The organism is Rhodopirellula sp. J20-39, from assembly GCF_057365095.1.
Genome location: NZ_CP195123.1, coordinates 1,215,804 through 1,236,076, shown reverse-complemented (window position 1 = coordinate 1,236,076; position 20,273 = coordinate 1,215,804). Strand labels below are relative to the sequence as shown.

Genomic DNA, 20,273 nt, shown 5'->3' with positions numbered 1-20,273 from the left:
AGAGTCAAGCAAGCATTCGCAAACCTACTTAATGAACAGCATCTCTTGATAGGTTGGCAGCGGCCACAAATCGTCGGCGACCACGGACTCTAATTGGTCAACGTAGTTTCGGACGGCCAGCATTGATGGCAATACCGCGTCGCATCGATGCCGAGCTTCTTCCAAGGAAGTCCCCGCCGCTTCGTCTGCGATTGCATGCTCCAGCCGAACGATGCTGTCCTGCAGACCCTTTACCAACGCGGTCACACACTCCAAGGTGTCGGTATCAAAATCGACGCCGACAAGGCTAAGATTAGCACACGTTGCCGCCAGCTCGTTTTGGTAGCGAATCGCCGCTGGAAAGATCAGCTTGCGAGCAATACTGACGGCTAGGTTTGCCTCAACGTCCACCGTCAAACAGTATTGTTCAAGATAAGTTTCCAGACGGCTTTCGAGTTCACGTTCCGAGAGCACGCCGTACTTCGTAAACATCGCCTGCACTTCCGGAGTGTGCAGGTAGGGCAGTGCATCAGCGGTCGTCTTCAAATTCAGCAACCCTCGCTCGGCGGCTTCTTCATGCCACTGATCGGAGTACCCGTCACCGTTGAAAATGATCGCGGAATGTTCGTTGACAATCTCGGTTAGCAACGACTGCACGGCACCGTTAAGAAGTTCGGGATCGCCCTTGGTGGCTTCCTCAAGTTTGGTTGCACAGTAATCAATCGATTCGGCGACAATGGTGTTCATTGCAACCAGCGGTCCCGCGATCGATTGGTTTGAACCCACCGCTCGAAATTCGAATCGGTTACCAGTGAAAGCGAACGGACTGGTGCGGTTACGATCGCCTGCGTCCTTGGGGAACAGTGGCAAAACATCCACACCAACGGTCAAAGTTCCTGAGTCAATCGACGAACTCGCGCCGCCGGATTTGATTTGCTCAAAAATGTCAGTTAGCTGATCACCCAAGAAGATCGAGATGATCGCTGGCGGAGCCTCGTTGGCGCCCAACCGGTGATCATTTCCGGCTGTCGCTACAACGGCTCGCATTAAACCTTGATGCAGATGGACCGCGCGAATCACGGCGGCACAGAAGACCAAAAATTGCGCGTTGTCGTGCGGTGTGTCGCCCGGATCGAGCATATTGCCTTGCGAACTACTGCCCATCGACCAGTTCACGTGCTTACCAGACCCATTCACGCCGGCGAACGGTTTTTCATGCATCAAACACGCCATGCCGTATTTCTTTGCGACACGGTTCAGCGTCAGCATCAACAATTGCTGGTGATCGGCGGCAAGGTTCGCTGATTCGAAAACAGGCGCTATTTCAAACTGCCCAGGAGCCACTTCGTTGTGACGAGTTTTGACGGGAATACCGAGCTTAAACAGTTCTCGCTCCGCATCTAACATGAACGCGAGGACGCGTTCGGGTATTGCCCCAAAGTAATGATCGTCGAACTCTTGTCCCTTGGGTGGCTTGCAACCAAACAAGGTCCGTCCGGCGTTCAGCAAGTCCGGACGAGCAAAGTAAAAGTGACGGTCCACCAGGAAGTACTCTTGCTCAGGCCCCGCCGTCGACGCCACAAAGGCACCATCTTGGTGACCGAACAGCTTCAGAACCCTTTGAGCTTGCTTGTTCAAAGCTTGCATCGACCGCAGCACTGGCGTCTTCTTGTCCAGTGCTTCCCCCGTCCAGGAAACAAATGCGGTCGGGATACAAAGCGTTGTACCGTTGGGATTTTCCAGAATATAAGCCGGACTGGTCACGTCCCAGATCGTGTAGCCACGAGCCTGGGACGTGACACGAATACCGCCGGTAGGAAAGCTGGATCCGTCCGGCTCCCCTTGGATCAATTGCTTTCCGCTGAATTCGGAAAGAGTGCTTCCATCCGATGTCGGCGACAAAAAACTATCGTGTTTCTCGGCTGTCGCGCCGGTTAGTGGATAGAAGATGTGCGCGTAGTGCGTCGCACCTTTTTCCATCGCCCAATCCTTCATCGCCGACGCCACAATGTCGGCGACCATGGGATCCAACTTTTCGCCTGACTCAATCGTCATCATCACCGATTTATAGATCGATTTGGGCAGCCGATCTTTCATCACCGCCTTACTGAACACGTTGGTCGAGTAATAGTCTTGTGCGATTGAGTCGGCGAATTCAATCGGTGGCGAATTGACCGCATAGTTGGTTACCGCCGAGATTGCGGCCTGGCGAGCAGATCCCACCGACTTGGAATAGCCGTTGCCCGAAGCAGCGCCGGAAGGTTGGGTAGCGGATTTCGCGGGTGCGAGCGTGGTGCTCATGTGATGTCCTGGTTGGGGAAAATGGTTAACTCAAGCCGCGTTCATATCAACATTGAAATGAACGGCATTCTTAAAGGGACCATCCTTGGTCATCCAACCACACCGATCCTGCAGGAGATGAAAAGCTCATTTCCTGGTGTGCTGCACCTTTGCTTCGACGTGCTCAATCACGCCACGACCGTGATTCATTCAGATCGCATAGTTATTGCGGATCGCAACACTTGTACCGAGCGTGCCAGTGGCGAACTGCGAAACCACGGTGGGGCTGGTAACGCACCGCCGTTGCCCCTGTACAGCGATCGAACGACCATTAACAAGTTGTTTCGCTCACTAAGAAGGCGGACTCAATAAATCAGACTCAATCGCACATCTCGCCTGCTTCGCCCCCTTTGTGCCCCTCGCTTGGGCACTACTGCACGTTCACAGGGCACTTCTTGCGGAACGATCGTGAATCTGCCCGCCAAAGGAGCTGATTTAATGGTGGCACGAATTGTGCTAGTTCACTGACGCCATCACCCCATACGGCGATTCCTTTTTTCGAAACCGCCCATGCCGTTCTCCGGCCTTCCCAAAGCAACGATGCCAATCCGTCCTAATCGCACCAGGCTAACGACGAATCTGCCAGCATCCGCTTGTTCTGAACAAGAGCGTCGCGATTGCAAGTTACAACCCAAGTGAAGTCGGCAACGTGACCCACCGTGGCATCGAACTCAACTACCAACAAAGCGGAGATCGGCGAGAACCTCAAAGTGGTGCCGTTCGATATTTCATCGCCGCTCCGCCGCATCGTTACCGGCGGTGTGCTGTTCCTGCTCATCTGCGTGTTTGCCGTAACGGGCTACATGGCTGCCGGCTGGAGACTCGACGACGCCCTATACATGGTCGTGATCACGATCTTCGGAGTTGGCTACGGCGAGGTGAAGCCGATCGAGTCCGCCGGCCTGCGTGCTTTGACGATCATGGTCATCGTCGCAGGGTACGGTGCGGTGATTTACACCGTTGGCGGCTTCATGCAGATGGTGGTCGATGGCGAACTGAATCGCGCAATGGGAGCCCGACGCATGACTAAAGGCATCGAAAGATTAAGCAAACATACAATCATTTGTGGGCTAGGACGTCTGGGCACGATCCTGGCTCGCGAGCTTCATGCGGCCAACCAACCGTTCGTCGCCATCGACGCCGATCTAGAACGCCTGCAAGATGCCGAAGAACGTGGCTACCTTGTCCTGCACGGCGATGCCACCGAGGAAGAAATCCTTGAGCAAGCCGGCATCCACCGCGCCTCGACCGTCGCTGCGGTCATGTCACTCGACACCACTAATGTGTTCGTCACAATCACCGCTCGGGACATGAACCCAGACATCACTATCATCGCTCGCGGCGAGAATCCACGCACAGAAAAGAAGCTGCTCGGATGCGGGGCTAATAGCGTTGTCCTGCCCACCGCTATCGGAGCCCACAAGATTGCCCAACTGATCACGCGGCCAACCGCTGAGAGCATTCTGCAGCAAATACAAGAACAGAGCACGTTGTTAGACGACCTCGGTCACATTGGCTTACAGTTCAACGAATTTGAAGTTCACGCGGATTCGGACCTTGCAAACCAGGCGATGAGCGAGATTGAGATTCGCGGTAACCATGCATTCCTAGTCGTTGGAATTCGCCACTTTGACGGTTCCATCGAACTGAATCCATCGCCCACCTTGGTCCTAGTCCCTGGCGACGTCGTGATCGTGCTAGGTCAGCAAGATGATCTTCCCGATATTGCGAGACGCTTTTTACGGAAGCAACCCAAAATGACCTATCGCGGTGCTTCCGTCTGATCAGCGGCATGCGTCACGCCAAACGGCCAATAATGGTTTCTATTGACTCAATAGTACTTTGACCTACCTTATTGGGCGATTGGCGCATAATCAGGCCGTGAGCGGACGCGGCCTAGCGTGATGCCAATCGATTTCAATGAAAACGATAGGTCTCCTGTGCAGGCTCTCAAGTGGCTTGGTATTGAACTTGTTGAAGTCAGCTTGACCGAGAAAATAGTCTCGGCGGTTGGATCAGCTTGTGCCATTCTCTGTGTATTTCTTGTTACCCGGCAGTGCTTGCCATCGGTTGCGGCAGCCGGAGTGATCGCGTCCATGGGTGCGACGGCGGTTCTGCTTTATGCGGTCCCCCACGGTCCGCTCTCTCAGCCCTGGCCGGTAATGGCAGGCCATACAGTGTCCGCGTTCATCGGCGTTTGTTGTGCTCAATACATAGCCGATCCAACCATCGCCACTTCACTCGCCGTCGGGCTGGCGATTGGGGCAATGATCCAATTTAAATGCATCCACCCACCGGGCGGTGCGACAGCATTCACTGCCGTGATGGGCGGCCAAGCTGTTCAAGAACTGGGATTCAGTTTTGTGCTATTTCCCGTCCTACTGAACACGTCCGCTATGATCGTGCTTGCCATCGCGATTAATTTCCCGTTTCGCTGGCGCCGCTATCCGGCTACTTTCGCTCGCCGATCTCAACAGCCCGAATCTTGCACAGATGCCGTACCAAAGGAGCTTCACCAAGACGTCCTCACGGCGATCCGCTCACTGGATTCTTTCGTTGATGTTAGCGAGGACGACCTGCTCTATCTCACGCGAACGCTAGCCTCTCGTGTCGGCAATGATTCCTTGATTGATCAGGAACTGCCGGACTACGAAACGGCGATTCGGCCACGCAGTTCCGACGACCGCTGGCTACAACCAGCCGACGACGAAACTTGTCGCAACACGCCAATTGAGTAGTCGCCCGACTGGAAACGAGCTCGATAACGTCGCGGAACGATGAAAAGACCTAGCCGGCGAAGCCCTCTACTTGGAGAACAATTGGCGAGGAACTTGCTTCTTCGGATTGGTGTTCGCTGCTATTCCTCTCTCCGCAACTTCGCGCAGCCATGATGAAATACTGGAATCGCGACAACGTTAAATGCCGTTATTCGCCGAGCCAACTCAACGCCCCCCGAGCAAGACCCGCCTCCATTTTCATCACATCAATTTGGAACAATCCCGGGATAACCGACCCTGCACCGTGACAACGCGCGGTGTTCAAGCGATGTGATTCATCGTGAATCTCTCTGTTGCAGCGTCGTTCCAGACAGCTAGAATGAGATAGACGCTTTCGAAAGCCGTCGAAAACTTCCCGCCTCAACTCCACCTTCCGTCTTTGTTCCAGATCATGCTTACTTGCCAATACAATTGCCACTTGTGGCTCTGCGAACGGCAACCAAAGTAACGTCTGTGGGACCGATTGGTCTTCGCTGACGAACTGAGACAAGACTGCCTACCGTTCGTTGAAAGATCGATCATGCTTAGCCGTCGAAGACTGCTGCAAGGAATCGCAGCCAGCACTGGTGCCGCGTTTGGTGCTCCACTTGTTTCCGAACGCGTACTCGCATCACCTCTCGGAAACACGACGCCCAAGCGGATTGTGTTCTTCATGCAAAACCAGGGGTTCGACCCAAAAACCTGCATCCCCCATGGAATGACTAGCAGCGGGTCACTGGCTAAGAAGAAACTTCCTGAACCCATCAGTGCGCTGGAACCTTACAAGGAACGCCTGCACATCATCAACGGGCTACACGGCACCCACACCAGCCCGTCGCACAGTGCGTTCTTCGGTGCACTGGGTGGCTATCGCGGCAGTGACGGTGTACCGCCTAGCGCGTCCACGATTGACTACGAACTGAGCAAGGCGTTGCCACAAACTTTGCTTCCGCATCTGTGCATCGGAATGGACTCGATCGAGAACATGCGAAGCAAGCCGACCATTGCAACGCTGTCTGCAAGTGGTGCTGGCCAACCGATCTTTATGCATTCCAATCCGAACCATCTCTATCAGATGTTGTTCGGCGGCATCTCTTCCGGCGACATTCGGCTGCAACACGAAGCGCGATCCAGTGTGATGAGCCAGATCGAAATGCTAGCCGCAGCGAAGGGACAATCACTTCCCGCATCGGACGAACAGCGTTATGGCCAATACGTCCAAGGCTTTAAAGATGTCAACGGGTTGCGAACGCGTCTCGATACGGTTGCCGACCACCTTCGTCAATTCGCTCCCGTGGTAGACGAGCGGTACACCACACCGGAATTCGAAACCGACTGGCACGATTGCTTGCTCGACCTGGGCATTGCCTCCCTTACCTCCGGTGTTACCAATACTCTCACCATTGGCTCGGGGCGTGGTGAGATCTTCGGTGCTTGGAAAGGACTCGGCATTGAGCAACAGGGTCATAATCTGGGCCACATGGACCAGCCCGACAATCCGATCTGGATCAAGATTCGCCAGTACAACAGTCGCATGCTAGTGCGGATCATGGAAAAGCTGGAAAGCGTGCCCGAAGGCAGTGGCACCATGATGGACAACACGCTGATCGTTTACACCAGCAATAACGCAGATAAGCAGCACACCAATGGTGCCAACTGGCCCGTCATGCTCCTAGGCAACCTCGACGGCGCGTTCAAGTCGGGTTGCTTCACACAAATCGACGGCAAGCGACCGATCAACGCCCTCTACACATCGCTACTAAGGGCTGCCGGCCAAAACGTCGACCGATTCAACATGGACGACAAGATGGCCAAGAAGTTCGATGACAGCACCGGTCCTCTGAAGGAAGTGTTGGCATGAATTGGGAACTACGTGGTATGAAACTTCCCAATGCACCATTTTCGGCAGAACACAAACCTTCTGATCCTTCGAGCGAAATATCAATGCGCAAGTCGTTCGGGGTTAGGCATGCAGCGGAACGGCGCAAGCCCTCCGGTCTTACCCCACCGACGAACGCTCACCGCTTAGCTTCCTCAGCGACACTTTTGCAAATGGCCGCGCAAACCGGTATCGCAATCGCGATTTCACTTCTATTCCTACTCCCATCGTTGGCAATCGCCGAAACCTACACACCCGGCGAGCCAATCAATCAAGACTATGCGACTTTCGCAGAATCCTTCCTCTCCGATTACTGCATCGACTGCCATGGCCAGACAGACCCCGAAGGTAATCTGACACTCGAAGAATTGGGGCCCGTTGATGCGATTAATGCCAGTGCCTGGACAAGCATTTGGGCACAGGTCGCTCTAAAAGAAATGCCTCCTGAAGATGCGGATCTTCCGGAGGTGATCGACCGGCTGAAGTTTTCGGACTGGGTTGTTGGTGAACTAACTCGTGTCATGAAAGACAAAGGTGGCTTCCACGATCACCTCGACCCCAACAAGGGCAACTTCGTTAACCACGAATTGCTCTTCGGTTCGTTACCCGATGGCATCAAGCTCAAACCGACCTCTTCGCCAGCGCGTTTGTGGCGGGTGAGCCCGCAAGAACACATCACCCGCTTGAATGAACTGATCAACACCGAACCGGATTTTGATCCTGAAAAACCGGGACTGCGTACCCACGGCGATGTCGTCCCGACCAACCATGGCGGGGAACTGAAACTCTACTTTGGCACCGACCGGATCATTAAGTGGCAAGGCGGGACCGTCGCCTATGCGACCTCCGTCAAAAGCATCCCAGCGGTGCTTTCATCAGCCCGAAATCATGGACTCGAAAACTTCCCCGATTTCTACACCGTCAACAGCGCCGAAGCGACACAAATCATGGGCATTGCTAGCGACATCATTCGCTATATGGCCGAAGGACCGCTCAGCATCGCAAACGCCTACCAAATCACGGACGACCCTGCATCGATCGCCGATAAAATGAAGGGCGACCTTCGTGGCTTACCCACCAGCCTAGTCTACAGCACTAAAGTCGTCCGGCCATTAACGCCGGTTTACGACTTGATGCACGAAGACGGCGTCACCGATCAACGTTTGCAGGATGCGGTGGACTACCTCTTTGAAGCATTGACGTTTCGGCCGCCCAACGAGGCTGAATCGAACGCTTACCTAACTATTGTCCAGCAATCGATTGAAAAGCTCGGCAAAAAAGACGGTGCCGTCCTCGGCTTGTCAGCAATCTTTCTTGACCGTGATGCACTCTTTCGACCCGAACTAGTCAAGGAAGGCGCAGCGGACCAACACGGCCGCGTCATGCTCCAGGATTGGGAACTGGGCCTGGCCGTCAACCATGCCCTGCGGTACATCCGACCGGATGAACAACTTCAAGACGCTATTACCGAAGGCCGAATGCGCACCCGCGCTGACGTCAAACGGGAAGTCGAAAGGATGCTAGCTGACGATGCCATCCGGAAACCACGTATCCTGCGGTTTTTCCGAGATTACTTTGACTACGACCTAGGCGGCTACATCTGCAAAGACACCAAGGCGTTGAACGAAACAGGTGTCAACGGAAGGGGACAAGCTCACTACAACATCATGTTCAATGCGACAGCCAGTACCGATCGCTTGATCGAACTGATTTTGCAGAACGACAAAGACGTACTCAAAGAGCTGCTGACCACTGACAAGGTCGTCGCCACCGCAGCAGACAACGTGTACTTCGGCAAGCGACGCTCTCGCGCAGAAACAAACGCTGCGGTTGTCGCTGAGAAAAAGGCAAAGGCAGAAGCGGCCAAGAAAGCGGCTGCAAAGCTCGCCGCCTGGAAGGAAGCCAACCCAGGAAAAGAGCCTCCGGAAACCAAACAGAACAAAAAGCGATCTACTGTCAATCATGCTGTCAGCGAAGCAAACTTATCCGGGCCTGACATCTACGCTCGAGTGAGTCGCCGAAGCTTCGGCCGAGGCTCAATGAAACCCGAACGCATCCTGGCGACTGCCCCGGAAGGTGAACGACTTGGGATATTAACTCATCCCAGTTGGCTCGTTTCCCATTCCGACGCGATGGATAACCACGCGATTCGCCGCGGCCGCTGGATCCAAGAACGCCTGATCGGTGGTGGGATCCCTGACGTGCCGATCACCGTAGACGCCATGCTTCCCGACGAACCTCGCAACACGCTACGTGAACGCATGCGAGTGACCCGAGAAGACTATTGTTGGACTTGTCATCAAAAGATGGACCCGCTGGGCCTTCCGTTCGAAATGTACAACCATGCTGGTCTGTACCGAGAAACCGAACAGGAAAAACCTGTCGACACTTCAGGCGAGATCATTGATTCTGGCGATCCCGCTCTCGACGGGAAGGTTGAAAACGCTATTGAGTTGATTCAACGACTCGCTGAAAGTGAACGGGCCGAACAAGTCTTCGTCCGCCACGCTTTTCGCTTCTGGATGGGCCGCAACGAAACCCTCAACGATGCTCCCGTCTTGCAGGCCGCACACCGGGCGTATCGAGAAAACAACGGCAGCATGAAAGCGTTGCTCGTCTCTTTACTCACCTCAGACGCGTTCCTCTACCGCACCCGAAGCGAAATCTAAATCCGCTCTTCTTGGCTGGGCAAGAGCTGTCCGATTCCAGACCGACAACCAACCGCTAACAACACCACGTGCACAACTAGACCGGGTCCGGCAACACCTTTCCGGTGCGGTCGTCCACTTTGTGCAAGCGTGGTTCTTGCCCAAAAACTCGATCAGCGGGCTTGAACGAGACCAGCCAATAGGGATCGTCTGGCACATTCGCCGACACCATCGCACGCAAGATCACCGGATCATGCACGCCGTTCTCGCTGTACAACTTTTCGTAAAACTCTTTCTCACGCCGGATTCGCGGCGGGTCGAAAAACACGGCCGAACACTTCGTACCCGGTTGAATATCACCGAAGTGCTCGATGGCAATCATGATCACCGCCTTCTCGTCTAGTTCTCGGTTTATCAACTTCCCCTCCTAACGCCTGACTTGCCTGAATCTGCGCCCCCAAAATGCAACCCATGCAGGTTACCAACGAAGCCAGATCGAGCAACACCTTCGAACGTCTAGCTCGCTAGATTCGAATCGTTGCATGGATTGCCCCGAACGTTGCTCGCAAAAGGCATAGCCCACTGATACCTACGCTTGCAACACGTCCTTGATATCCAATAGATAGACTTGGCGGCCGTTATCGTGCGAACTGTCGATAGCGACTTTCGTTCCATCGCTGCTACTTCGCGGGTGAGTATCGCATCGCCATTCACCGCGATAAGCCATCGGTGCGGGAAAATGCCCCAGGTCTACTCTTCGACCGCTCGGCACATGGTACAGATAGACCGTTTGACGCGAAGTCTTTCGATCAGGATAGGTGTCGTTCAAAATCCAATCGTCATACGGTGCCGGTAAATACGTGTTGTGTCCATTTCCTGGCATCTTGTCCGCACCAACGGAAACAACCCGTTCGGATTGGTCCGTAAAGGTATAGAAACCTTTTGGGCGTCCTTCCGGCTGAGTCCACATCGTCACCCGTCGATCATCCTTCCAGATAAAGTGCGATGTGTACCCGCTGGGATCCAACACATACCGATTGCCACCATCAACGTCAGCGGTGAACATTCGCGTGACGAAACCACCTCGGTACTGCAACGTCTTTGGATCAAACTCCGGTCTATAACGGTGCAAGACAGTAAACCGCGTTCCAGACGGATTGATTAGCAAATGATTGAAGTAGTGCCAACTGTCCGCGTGGTGGTCCCCATCGGACCAAGGGATTGCGGCAACGTCGGCCAGCGATAGGATCAGCTTCGATTGGCCAGTCTCCAGATCAACTCGCCACACACCAGAATCCTTTGGCGCTCGCTCTGCCACATACGGATCCGACAATCCATCGTAACCGTACCCAGGACGTAAGTTGTCAATCCTTCGAAAATCAACGGACAGACCGAACTTGCCATCCGCCGATATCGTGTAAATCGGACGCGGCAAAGTGGTCATCACACCAGTGGTTTTGCTGTACAGGCGGCATACGAACCGATCACCCTCTCGATCGTTCCACAAGATGCGGTCGCCACTTTGCCCCACCCACTGCAACATGCATCCCTGTTGCCACCCCCAAGCTTGACTGCGACCGAGTGATGTCCAGATATCATCGTTGTGGGTGTCCACGTACCCGACCCCAATCGAATCATCGCCTGTGGGCGAACGCCCTTCAAAATCAATCTCGTTCGCCAACACGTATCGCCCCGTAAGATCAAACTCCTGTTTGTCGTAATAGCCGAACCAGTGATTCAGTGGACCACGGGTGATCGCACGAGTAGGAACGAAAGTCTCCAGCGGTCCGGCATCAACCTGTTGCGTCTTATCCGCCCACACGTTGCTTTGCCGTAGGCCTTGAACTGCCCCTGAAGACCAAGCACCGCACATCGCACCGGTAGCAATTTGCTGAAACTTTCTACGTGAAATTTGCATCTTCAATCACTTTGCATACAGAAAGGAGGGACTCGATCAAATGCCCAAGGGGCAAAAGCGAGGGTGGGGGAGGGAGGGGCAGCGATCTATGCGGTCGCTGGCGGGAAATCGCAGCGAAAATTTTGTCGGGGATTCATTGTAACCCTTCAAAGATTGATGATGTGGACATCCACCACCCCCGTTGGAACCGACGAATGCTCCCTATCGCAAGCGACTAGCGTTTAAAACAACGGATTGATACGTTTGTGGGTTGCGAGGGAAAGAGTGGTAGATTGATCCTTGGTTCCGCCAACGCACTCTGTTTCCCGTCCCTAAGTGCTCGCACCATCACCGCAACAGACCCTCGAGTCGCAGCAATCCAGGCTATCCAAATCATGAAAAAACACGAATGGCGTGAGAACACAGAAGAAGGCGATACTCGATTGGTGACAGCGACCCGGCATGCGGGCAAGTGGAAACTTCGTTCCCGTCTCAAGCAGGAAACGGAATGGACCTTGCACCCCGTCATCTCCCTAGAGGACCTCGAAACGCTGCACGAACTGATCTCCAACAAGTACCGGCGCCAACGTGCTCCCTACGATCAAGTCCTCGAAATCGAAGCTCTTATCGCGGCGGCCCAACCACCAAGCAAATAGAGTCACTTAGGTGCAAGGCACGCTTGGACCGCGATAGCGAAGCTAAATACCAAACCAGCCGGAAGGCAAGACACGCACTTCCAAATGCGTCGTCCGCCGACGGAACAACGGGCAAGTGAAAAGCGATGTCTCTGATAGGCTTTAAGAACGACTGAATCGCTTGCCCATCTATCCTGGACGATTGGCTCTGGGCGCTGCCGCCAACAAGATGACTGCGAGACTCGCACACAACCACGTCGCAGGCCGATAGGTTCCGAATTGGTCGTGTGCCACACTGAACAGATATGGGCCGATGGCGGTGCCAGCGACCATGATCGATGTCGAGAATCCGGAGATCGCACCAAGATGAGTGCGGCCAAAGAAACGCGGCCAAGTCGCCGCTGAAATGATGCCGTACATTCCCTGCATCAGCCCCATCCCCAGCACCACAAACGGAACCGCTAACTTCGCGTCCAAGAACGATAGGCTCAGCGATAGCATCAAGACACCGGTGACTTGTACCATTGCCAAATACTTCAACTTGACGAAGTCACTGAGCCAACTGCCGATAAACTCGATCACGACACTGACGCATGCCGCTGGCACAAAAACGGCAACGGCTTGACTGCGACTCATTCCGGCATCGGCAAAAAGCGAGACGACGTGGAAAGAGAACGCAGTCAACACGAGACCGGTTAACACGGCACTGAACGTAAAAACCCAGAAGCTGTACGTTCGACGTGCCTCGGAAAGCGTGAACTGTCGGCCGCTAAGCGTTTCAGCGTGCGTCTTCCGATCCGGTTTGGCGAATGGGCCATCGGGTAACAAACCATGGTCTTCTGGCCTTGCTCGCCCAAAACAGATGGCGATTAATGCAAACACCGCGACCATCATCGCGATCGTTCGCCATGCCCATGACCAACCGCCTTTTTGAATCAACCATTCGAAGAAGGGCGGCGTCACTGAAAAACCAAACGCAATGGAGATTCCAATGAATGCCAACGCCATTCCGCGTCGCTGTTCAAACCACTCCAGCACCATGTTGCGCGAAGACAATGTCAACATACCTTGCCCAAAGAATCGCATCGCGAAAAACCCCAGCGACAAGACAATGAACGAGGCATGCATGCGGTAGTGGTTCGGCAACAATGACGCCAAGGCCCCTGCGATCGTGTCTGAATAACTCATACCCGTTAACACGATTGCCAACATGACGGCGGACCCTGCGGACACCCAACGCCCACCAATGCGGTCGTACAAGTAACCCGCCCGGGTGATCAGGAACGCACTGGTGATGGTGCCAGCAAGGTAAGCAAAGCTAATCCAGCTTCGTGACAAATCATGAGCTTCGATCAAGAAGTCGGTAAACACGGACACACCGACCGTTTGCCCTGGCGCACTTGCCAGCACACCCAGCGTGCCACACACCAACACCACGGTTCCGTAAAAAACAGGCAGTCGAGTGGGGTCGAAAGGAAAGTTGGCGAACCGCGGGCGGTGGTGGACCTCTTGAGTCTCGCTGTCAGGTTTCATGCACGATGGGATAGTAGTAGAGGACGAAGTGATCATTGGAGTTCACTTCGTCCGCTAGGTCAGCGGGGATTGACAGCACGTTGCAATCATCCACTATCCCTGAGGGCAACTGACCAGTTCCTCAGACGAGGTTCCGACCTTCAGTACCGATGCGAGCAATACGACAGCGAAAGTGGTAAAGGTCAAACATCCCAAAGCAACACGCAGGCTCAGCCATTCCGCAATAAAACCAATCATCGGCGGACCGAGCAGGAAGCCGAAGTAACCGATCGTGGATACCGATGCCAAGGCAACTCCCGCAGGAATTCCTTCCAATCGACCACATGCACTGAATACAGCGGGCACGATGGTTGCAAACCCGCCCCCGATCAATGCGAAACCGGCCAACGCCGTTCCGACATGGGTGGACGTAACAACCATCACGACGCCGATCGTTGCAATGATTCCACTAAGCCGAACCTGCTTGGTTGGGCCAAGGCGGGACGATAACCCATCGCCAGCAAACCGACCGCCAGCCATCATGATTGCGAACGTGGCATAGCCAAGCGCCGCAACACCTTCGTTAACGCCAAGAACCTTATTCAGTAAGACCGCGCTCCAGTCCGCCATTGCGCCTTCACCTGCCATAATGCAAAACGCAATCACACCCAGTAAGACAACCGACAAACGTTGGTATCGCGATGCCCTCTGAAACGCACTCCGGCTGCCATCATTCACTTCATCTCCAGCAAGTTCAACTGTTCCCGCTGGCGCAGGCTCCGCATCATCCCATCCCTCTTCCGATAACAACCGAGAGATGATGGGAAGTGTCGCCAACGACAAGACCGCCGCCACAAACGTGAAATGCCAATGAACGTCCAACCCGCCGAGACTGATTAAACTGCCAACAACTGCCCCTGCTAAACCACCGACACTCCATAACGCATGGATCGATGAATTCACGGGCTTTCGCCATCGTTTTTCAACCTCAACCGCCTGAACATTCATGGAAACGTCCAACGTTCCATGGCCGGCACCAAAGACGAACAGAGCGACCAGGAGTGACGCCACACTGGGCATCAACGAAATCAGCGGTAGCCCCAACAGGTAGACGAATAAACTGATCGCCGCGACACGGCGACTGCCGTAGCGTGCACAAAGCCAGCCAGCGGTCGGCATCGCGATCAAGGCACCCAACGCCATCAACATTAATGCCGCCCCAAGGGTGGCATGCGACAACTGAAAGTGAGCCTGGATGGCCGGAATTCGAGTTGCCCAAGTTGCATACAGAAATCCGTTCAGACAGAACAAGCCACGAACAGCCCACAAAGCAACCTGCAAGGGCGAGACCGATTCATGCAACAATTTGGATCGAAAGATCAGTGTATTTTCCATAAAATATCTTCATAGCTTAGAACGTCTCTCTTCGCGTCTTGCCTCTCGACTGGAGGACATCCAAATTAGCGAAGCTCAAGAGCGATCAGAGACACAGCCCAGAGTCTGGTATCGGGACTGATTTCAGAAATAATTCCGCAACAAAGGCGTCACGAGCCCAATAGACTCGCAACGCGAAAGAACCTGCATCAGGAAAAAGCCGCCTCATGCAAGCACGGGGCGGTTTACGTCAATGACGCAACTTCCAGCGATAGACCGCTGTTTTCTGGCAAGGAAGGCAAGATCGTTAACCGATCGACCTGAGTCTTGTCCCAGCCACGCACATCCAAGTCGTGCGACTCAAAGAGCTCACGAATTTGGGATCGGTCGGTCCAACCGATTACGTCCTCTAGAATCGGAATCAACACACTGAAGGCATTGTCACTCAACACGGTACGCCGCGCAATCGGTGCGAGATGCTGATTTTCGGACACGGCGATCGTGTAACCATCACAACGATTAACGTGCAGCATTACGTGCACATCCGAACTGCCGTCGCCGACATAGACGATTCGATCCCAACTGACACCAAGCTGTTTGTGCAATTTATCTAGAGCGGTGACCTTTCCATACCCAGCCGTCAACTGACTGACCGAACTGATCTCGCCCGAGTCCGGATCAAAGTTCAAGCGAGTGCCGATGATTCGCTCTGGCGGAACGATACCGTCCAGTGCGGCACGTACGACGTCTTCCGGTGAGGCCGACACGACGTAAAAGGTAAAGCGGTGCCCGTCGATACCGCGTTGCAATAGCCCCATCAGTGGTGCGAGGTTCTTTTTCAGTCGGATACGTCGCCCGGCTTCCACAAGATGCTCTCGGCGTACCTGACGGTAATCGGGATCATGCAACAACAGATACGTCAGCTCGCCGCCTTGCTGAACGAGGTGTGAATTGGCAAGCCCATTCACCTTACGTTCAAAGTCAGGCAACCCAAGCATCTCGCTTAGCACTTCGCCCGAATCATTAAAGCTAAGCGTTTGGTCAAAATCGCTAGCTAGCAAGATATGTTTCACTCGCGTGGGTGCCATGCTCGCCAGTACGTCGTCTTGGTCGTCAAAAAGGATTGGATCTGATTTGGGGAACTTGGTTTTCATGTTCACCTCCGATAGTCGATTGTTTTCGATTTGAAAGGACCGCGACACCTTTCACCGACAAGGTGTTCGGCGCGATCAAATAGGCTTCGTGAATTCGACCACCCTTTCAATCTGCTGCGTCCTTACGTCGTCAATCCTAAGACCGACAATCGATTTGGCTATAGACAGGTTGGTGCAATTCACCACAATAGCTGTAAGCACATGCAAGCAGCCTGTAAGTGACAAGCCGTACGCTGTCTCGAACGTCATCGATGACGCCCATGCGCCAATTGGTGGCATAAGCTGTTAGTCTTTCAGCAGGGCAAACAATCGAGCGCAGTCGATTGTCATGTTCACTGTCGTTTCGATTGCAAACGTAAAAATGGCCGATCCAAGGTACCGTCAGATTGCCAACGAACTCCTCGCGGAGATTACCAGCGGGGTGTATCAGCCGACGGGGAAGTTGCCCAGTGAAACACAACTTGTAAATCGGTTTGATGTATCACGTCCGACCGCGGCACGCGCCCTTCGTGAACTGCAAGATCAAGGCCTGATCGAACGACGAGCAGGATCAGGAACCTTTGTGCGTCACAAACCGGGACGCAGTCACGAAGATCAACAAGTCATTGGAATGTTAGTTCCGGAACTTGGCTCAACGGAAGTTCTAGACGTCATTTGCGGCGATTTAGCGCGTCTTGCCCGCCTTTATGACTATGCAATGCTATGGGGAAACCAGCGGGAACATGCCGGTGATAACCCATCGACACATGAATTCGCGGACCGTGTGACCAACACAGTGGTTGGCAACTCAACTGTGAACACCAAAGACACTATTGAGATTTCGCGACGATTGTGTGAACCCTTTATTAACCGAAACGTGCATGGTGTCTTCTTTGCACCTTTCGAAAATCATATAGATAGCCATCGACTGAACCTTCAAATAACTGATCGATTACGACAGGCGGGCATCGCTGTAATCTTGATCGATCGCGATGTGCATCCTTTCCCGATGCGAAGCGAGTTCGACTTGGTTGGGATCGACAACTATGCCGCCGGATTTATGGCCGCATCACATCTATTAAAGCTTAATGCCACAAGCTTGTTATTTGTCGCTCCACCTCACTCGGCACCCACCGTCTCACAACGAATTGCGGGGGCACGAGAAGCAGTGCTATCTCGTGGTGATTCCAATCGTGCGCTACAGGTCGCTCATATCGCCCCAGATGACATAAACGAAGTCTCCAAATTCATTCGTTGCTTTGCTAGTCAGTCAAAAACCAATAACAGTGCTCGCAAGAAACTGTCCGGTCCGAAAAAGGCAAACGAGAACTCAACGGTTGCCGACAACATCGACGCTATCATTTGCTCAAATGACTTAGTGGCCGCCACGTTGATGCAAACGCTAGCCAAGGCCGGGATTGAAGTGCCAAGGGACGTACGCCTGGTCGGATTCGATGACGTGAAGCACGCACGCCTGCAGACCGTTCCGCTTACGACCATCCGTCAACCATGTCGTGACATTGCGGCCGTCGCATTTCGAGCAATGTTAGACAGCATTGAAAAAATTGCAGTGCCACCGCGTCAGTACTCTCTGCCTGCGCAACTGGTCGTTCGCGAATCATGTGGTGCTTATCTTTAGCAAACGGGTTTGAAGCTTTAGAACGCGACCTAAGTGTCAACCATTCCTCCACTTCGCAAAGCCGCGTCATGTTTCTATGGCTCCTAGTAGCCGCTCAATTCATTCTGGCGGCGACACTTGTCCTATCAACTCGTTGGAACCCAATTCCCTGGACCGCGATAACGATTGCAGTTCCTGGGATCACGCTGGCAATGAGTGCGTGGTTCACGATGGGCCTGCGCCGAGTCCGCATCCACCCCACTGCGACTTCGCGAACCAAGCTGCTAACCGGCGGTCCTTACTCCCTTGTTCGTCATCCTATGTACTCCGGCGTGCTGTGGTTCACCGCGGCATTGCTCTTCAGCGATATGGCGTGGTGGCGGTTGGCTTGCTGGCTGGTCCTGGTGATGGTGCTGCGGCTCAAAGCGAATTACGAAGAGCAGTCGATGATAGAACGCTTTGCCGATTACGCGGCGTATCAATCGCGGGTTGGGCAGCTGCTACCACGCATCAAGTGCATTTGTCGCTGATATTGCTGCATGCATGGGCAGACGCTGCCGCTGCGGCCACCGAGGGCATCGCTATGCTTTCCCAGCACGGGCCCCGCTTCCCTAGCGGCTATGACAGACGGCGAATCTAAGAATCCGTCCAGAACAACTCATTGACACCTCGCGCTATTCCGATATATTAAATAGCGATCCAAAGAGAAGACAGTGATCACAAATTGACAAATTCGAAAGTCCCACAGTCAACCAAATCCTCATTCGAAAGACTGCCCGGAACAGCTGTCATTTTTAGTGATGCAGCAGAACGCGGAAGGATACTTGTTGATCCGACGGGGCTTCCGATTGTGCGGCTCCTATTGAGTTGTCGCTACACCATCAACGAGCCGGTAGGCACCTGTGTCCCCCGGAACAGTGCCGGATCGGCTGGTTTTCGACTTATTAAGACGAAAAGGAAGGGACGACAGGTGCACGACCGCATTGATGAACTGCATTTAAGAGTAAAAGCGACAAGCCTTTTTTTGCCACAATACATCGCCCACTAGCGATATTACGAGTTTTAAGCACTTCTGCTTTCAGCACTAATCAAACTGACGGAGCAATACGATGCGAACAATTACTGTTGATCAACTGGCACACCAACAGGCGACAAGCGAACTGGACCTTATCGACGTTCGGATGCCGACCGAATACCGAGAAGTGCATGCTAATGGGGCACAAAACTTTCCTCTCGACTCATTGGATCCCCATGCGATTGAAGGCACCCGGAATGGACGGGCCGGTCAACCGCTCTACGTGATTTGCAAGAGCGGGAACCGCTCCAGTAAGGCAGTCCAGAAGTTTGTTGACGCGGGTATCGATCATGTTGTGAACGTCGAAGGTGGAACGACCGCATGGGTTCAAGCCGGATTGCCCGTCATTCGCGGCAAGAAGGCGATCTCACTGGAACGGCAAGTCCGAATCGCTGCTGGCTTTTTAACACTACTGGGAGCGATCCTCGGCTACTTCGTACACCCGTATTTCATCGCGTTGTCCGGATTCATCGGTGCGGGATTGATGTTTGCCGGCATTACCGACACCTGTGGGATGGGCATGATGCTGTCCAAGATGCCTTGGAATCAGTGCCAGGACGGAACCTCATGTTCGGTCTAGCGATTCTCTTTGGCAGCGTTGTCGGTTTTGCACTGGGTTTGACCGGTGGCGGTGGCGGAGTCTTCGCTGTGCCGCTGTTGGTTTACGGGATGGCGATTGCTCCCCGTGAAGCTGTCGGAATTTCGTTGGCTGCGGTGGGTGGCACCGCTTTGTTTGGCGTAGTCCCGCGGCTAGCCCGGAAGGAAGTGGAATTGAAGACAGGGCTGTTTTTCGCTATCGCCGGAATGCTCGGTGCTCCGATCGGATCCTATCTGTCCACATTGATTGCGGAACAGTTACTACTCGCATTGTTTGCTTTCTTGATGCTAGTTGTGGCGCAACGAATGTGGGCCAAAACGCAGAACCCCAATCTTCCAAGCGGAGTTTGCAACACCGAATCAAGGCCTGCACTGGACCGCCGAGCTTGCCAACGGGACCAAGATGGACAACTGCGTCTGACGTCCAAGTGCGCTCGCTTACTGATTCTGGTTGGCTTGATGACCGGTGTGCTATCAGGAATGTTTGGTGTGGGCGGTGGCTTTGTTATTGTGCCGGCCTTGGTACTGTTCAGTGGGATGGCGATCCATCAAGCGGTAGCGACTTCCTTGTTTGTGATCGTGCTGGTCAGCATCAGTGGCGTGGCATCACATCTTGCCAACGGAAACGAATTGTCGATCCAAACAACACTGCAATTTCTTGCCGGTGGATTCGCAGGCATGTGGTTCGGTGGCATCGTTGCGAAGCGATTGAACGGTCCCACGCTGCAAAAAACTTTTGCGATCGCCGTCGTCTTGGTTGCAGGATTTGTGATCGTCAGGTCAACGCTTTCATGACGACTAGGGGAAATGCAACAAGTACCCGCTATCCA

Annotated in this window: 16 protein-coding genes; 10 read left to right on the top strand and 6 right to left on the bottom strand. The window is 53.8% G+C overall.

What is annotated here, in order from left to right:
- Positions 1 to 24: 24 nt before the first annotated feature.
- Complete coding sequence (locus ACR3ZL_RS04330; RefSeq protein WP_473649122.1) at positions 25 to 2,280, bottom strand: glutamine synthetase III family protein; 2,256 nt, start codon at positions 2,278 to 2,280, stop codon at positions 25 to 27.
- 21 nt (positions 2,281 to 2,301) lie between these two features.
- Here ACR3ZL_RS04330 and ACR3ZL_RS04325 point away from each other — a divergent pair, with 21 nt between their 5' ends.
- The 5 genes from ACR3ZL_RS04325 (at position 2,302) to ACR3ZL_RS04305 (ending at position 9,623) form a co-directional block, all read left to right on the top strand.
- Positions 2,302 to 2,631 (top strand): hypothetical protein, encoded by a 330-nt coding sequence (locus tag ACR3ZL_RS04325; RefSeq protein ID WP_473649123.1) that lies wholly within the window; start codon positions 2,302 to 2,304, stop codon positions 2,629 to 2,631.
- 347 nt (positions 2,632 to 2,978) lie between these two features.
- Positions 2,979 to 4,103, top strand: coding sequence for a potassium channel family protein (locus ACR3ZL_RS04320; protein WP_473649124.1), 1,125 nt, complete (start codon positions 2,979 to 2,981; stop codon positions 4,101 to 4,103).
- A gap of 201 nt (positions 4,104 to 4,304) precedes the next feature.
- Positions 4,305 to 5,057 carry an HPP family protein gene (locus ACR3ZL_RS04315; RefSeq protein WP_473649125.1) on the top strand — a complete coding sequence of 251 codons (753 nt, stop codon included), beginning with the start codon at positions 4,305 to 4,307 and terminating at the stop codon, positions 5,055 to 5,057.
- A gap of 559 nt (positions 5,058 to 5,616) precedes the next feature.
- Positions 5,617 to 6,936: a DUF1552 domain-containing protein gene (locus tag ACR3ZL_RS04310; protein WP_473649126.1), complete on the top strand. Its 1,320-nt coding sequence runs from the start codon at positions 5,617 to 5,619 to the stop codon at positions 6,934 to 6,936.
- Positions 6,937 to 7,127: 191 nt separating this feature from the next.
- Positions 7,128 to 9,623: a DUF1588 domain-containing protein gene (locus tag ACR3ZL_RS04305; RefSeq protein ID WP_486173234.1), complete on the top strand. Its 2,496-nt coding sequence runs from the start codon at positions 7,128 to 7,130 to the stop codon at positions 9,621 to 9,623.
- Positions 9,624 to 9,699: 76 nt separating this feature from the next.
- On the opposite strand, the gene ACR3ZL_RS04300 is transcribed toward ACR3ZL_RS04305, so the two are convergent.
- The gene (locus tag ACR3ZL_RS04300; protein ID WP_473653401.1) at positions 9,700 to 9,984 is read right to left on the bottom strand and encodes a hypothetical protein; all 285 of its coding nucleotides are present in this window, start codon (positions 9,982 to 9,984) and stop codon (positions 9,700 to 9,702) included.
- Between the two features lie 207 nt (positions 9,985 to 10,191).
- Positions 10,192 to 11,520, bottom strand: a complete 1,329-nt coding sequence (locus ACR3ZL_RS04295; protein WP_473649128.1) for a hypothetical protein — start codon at positions 11,518 to 11,520, stop codon at positions 10,192 to 10,194.
- A 374-nt stretch (positions 11,521 to 11,894) separates the two neighbouring features.
- Here ACR3ZL_RS04295 and ACR3ZL_RS04290 point away from each other — a divergent pair, with 374 nt between their 5' ends.
- Positions 11,895 to 12,155: a hypothetical protein gene (locus tag ACR3ZL_RS04290; RefSeq protein WP_473649129.1), complete on the top strand. Its 261-nt coding sequence runs from the start codon at positions 11,895 to 11,897 to the stop codon at positions 12,153 to 12,155.
- A gap of 168 nt (positions 12,156 to 12,323) precedes the next feature.
- Here ACR3ZL_RS04290 and ACR3ZL_RS04285 read toward each other — a convergent pair whose 3' ends face one another.
- The 3 genes from ACR3ZL_RS04285 to ACR3ZL_RS04275 form a co-directional block, all read right to left on the bottom strand.
- On the bottom strand, positions 12,324 to 13,667 hold the full coding sequence (locus ACR3ZL_RS04285) for an MFS transporter (RefSeq protein ID WP_486173565.1): 1,344 nt from the start codon (positions 13,665 to 13,667) through the stop codon (positions 12,324 to 12,326).
- Between the two features lie 93 nt (positions 13,668 to 13,760).
- Positions 13,761 to 15,041, bottom strand: coding sequence for an MFS transporter (locus tag ACR3ZL_RS04280; protein ID WP_473649131.1), 1,281 nt, complete (start codon positions 15,039 to 15,041; stop codon positions 13,761 to 13,763).
- 224 nt (positions 15,042 to 15,265) lie between these two features.
- Positions 15,266 to 16,174 (bottom strand): haloacid dehalogenase-like hydrolase, encoded by a 909-nt coding sequence (locus tag ACR3ZL_RS04275; RefSeq protein ID WP_473649132.1) that lies wholly within the window; start codon positions 16,172 to 16,174, stop codon positions 15,266 to 15,268.
- Between the two features lie 328 nt (positions 16,175 to 16,502).
- Between ACR3ZL_RS04275 and ACR3ZL_RS04270 the strand changes: the two genes are divergently transcribed.
- The 4 genes from ACR3ZL_RS04270 (at position 16,503) to ACR3ZL_RS04255 (ending at position 20,238) form a co-directional block, all read left to right on the top strand.
- A complete protein-coding gene (locus ACR3ZL_RS04270; protein WP_473649133.1) occupies positions 16,503 to 17,792 on the top strand; it encodes a GntR family transcriptional regulator in 1,290 nt (429 codons plus the stop codon).
- A 68-nt stretch (positions 17,793 to 17,860) separates the two neighbouring features.
- Positions 17,861 to 18,301: a methyltransferase family protein gene (locus tag ACR3ZL_RS04265; protein WP_486173233.1), complete on the top strand. Its 441-nt coding sequence runs from the start codon at positions 17,861 to 17,863 to the stop codon at positions 18,299 to 18,301.
- 579 nt (positions 18,302 to 18,880) lie between these two features.
- Positions 18,881 to 19,426, top strand: a complete 546-nt coding sequence (locus ACR3ZL_RS04260; protein WP_473649135.1) for a rhodanese-like domain-containing protein — start codon at positions 18,881 to 18,883, stop codon at positions 19,424 to 19,426.
- Positions 19,414 to 20,238, top strand: a complete 825-nt coding sequence (locus tag ACR3ZL_RS04255) for a sulfite exporter TauE/SafE family protein (protein ID WP_473649136.1) — start codon at positions 19,414 to 19,416, stop codon at positions 20,236 to 20,238. Before ACR3ZL_RS04260 ends, ACR3ZL_RS04255 begins: the two co-directional genes overlap by 13 nt.
- Positions 20,239 to 20,273 lie beyond the last annotated feature (35 nt).

Excerpts from the sequence above, each read along its gene's own strand:
- ACR3ZL_RS04330 (WP_473649122.1), bottom strand. The coding sequence starts at position 2,280 with ATGAGCACCACGCTCGCACCCGCGAAATCCGCTACCCAACCTTCCGGC.
- ACR3ZL_RS04325 (WP_473649123.1), top strand. The coding sequence starts at position 2,302 with ATGGTTAACTCAAGCCGCGTTCATATCAACATTGAAATGAACGGCATT.
- ACR3ZL_RS04310 (WP_473649126.1), top strand. The coding sequence starts at position 5,617 with ATGCTTAGCCGTCGAAGACTGCTGCAAGGAATCGCAGCCAGCACTGGT.
- ACR3ZL_RS04305 (WP_486173234.1), top strand. The coding sequence starts at position 7,128 with ATGGCCGCGCAAACCGGTATCGCAATCGCGATTTCACTTCTATTCCTA.
- ACR3ZL_RS04300 (WP_473653401.1), bottom strand. The coding sequence starts at position 9,984 with ATGATTGCCATCGAGCACTTCGGTGATATTCAACCGGGTACGAAGTGT.
- ACR3ZL_RS04295 (WP_473649128.1), bottom strand. The coding sequence starts at position 11,520 with ATGCAAATTTCACGTAGAAAGTTTCAGCAAATTGCTACCGGTGCGATG.
- ACR3ZL_RS04290 (WP_473649129.1), top strand. The coding sequence starts at position 11,895 with ATGAAAAAACACGAATGGCGTGAGAACACAGAAGAAGGCGATACTCGA.
- ACR3ZL_RS04285 (WP_486173565.1), bottom strand. The coding sequence starts at position 13,667 with ATGAAACCTGACAGCGAGACTCAAGAGGTCCACCACCGCCCGCGGTTC.
- ACR3ZL_RS04280 (WP_473649131.1), bottom strand. The coding sequence starts at position 15,041 with ATGGAAAATACACTGATCTTTCGATCCAAATTGTTGCATGAATCGGTC.
- ACR3ZL_RS04275 (WP_473649132.1), bottom strand. The coding sequence starts at position 16,174 with ATGAAAACCAAGTTCCCCAAATCAGATCCAATCCTTTTTGACGACCAA.
- ACR3ZL_RS04270 (WP_473649133.1), top strand. The coding sequence starts at position 16,503 with ATGTTCACTGTCGTTTCGATTGCAAACGTAAAAATGGCCGATCCAAGG.
- ACR3ZL_RS04265 (WP_486173233.1), top strand. The coding sequence starts at position 17,861 with ATGTTTCTATGGCTCCTAGTAGCCGCTCAATTCATTCTGGCGGCGACA.
- ACR3ZL_RS04260 (WP_473649135.1), top strand. The coding sequence starts at position 18,881 with ATGCGAACAATTACTGTTGATCAACTGGCACACCAACAGGCGACAAGC.
- ACR3ZL_RS04255 (WP_473649136.1), top strand. The coding sequence starts at position 19,414 with ATGTTCGGTCTAGCGATTCTCTTTGGCAGCGTTGTCGGTTTTGCACTG.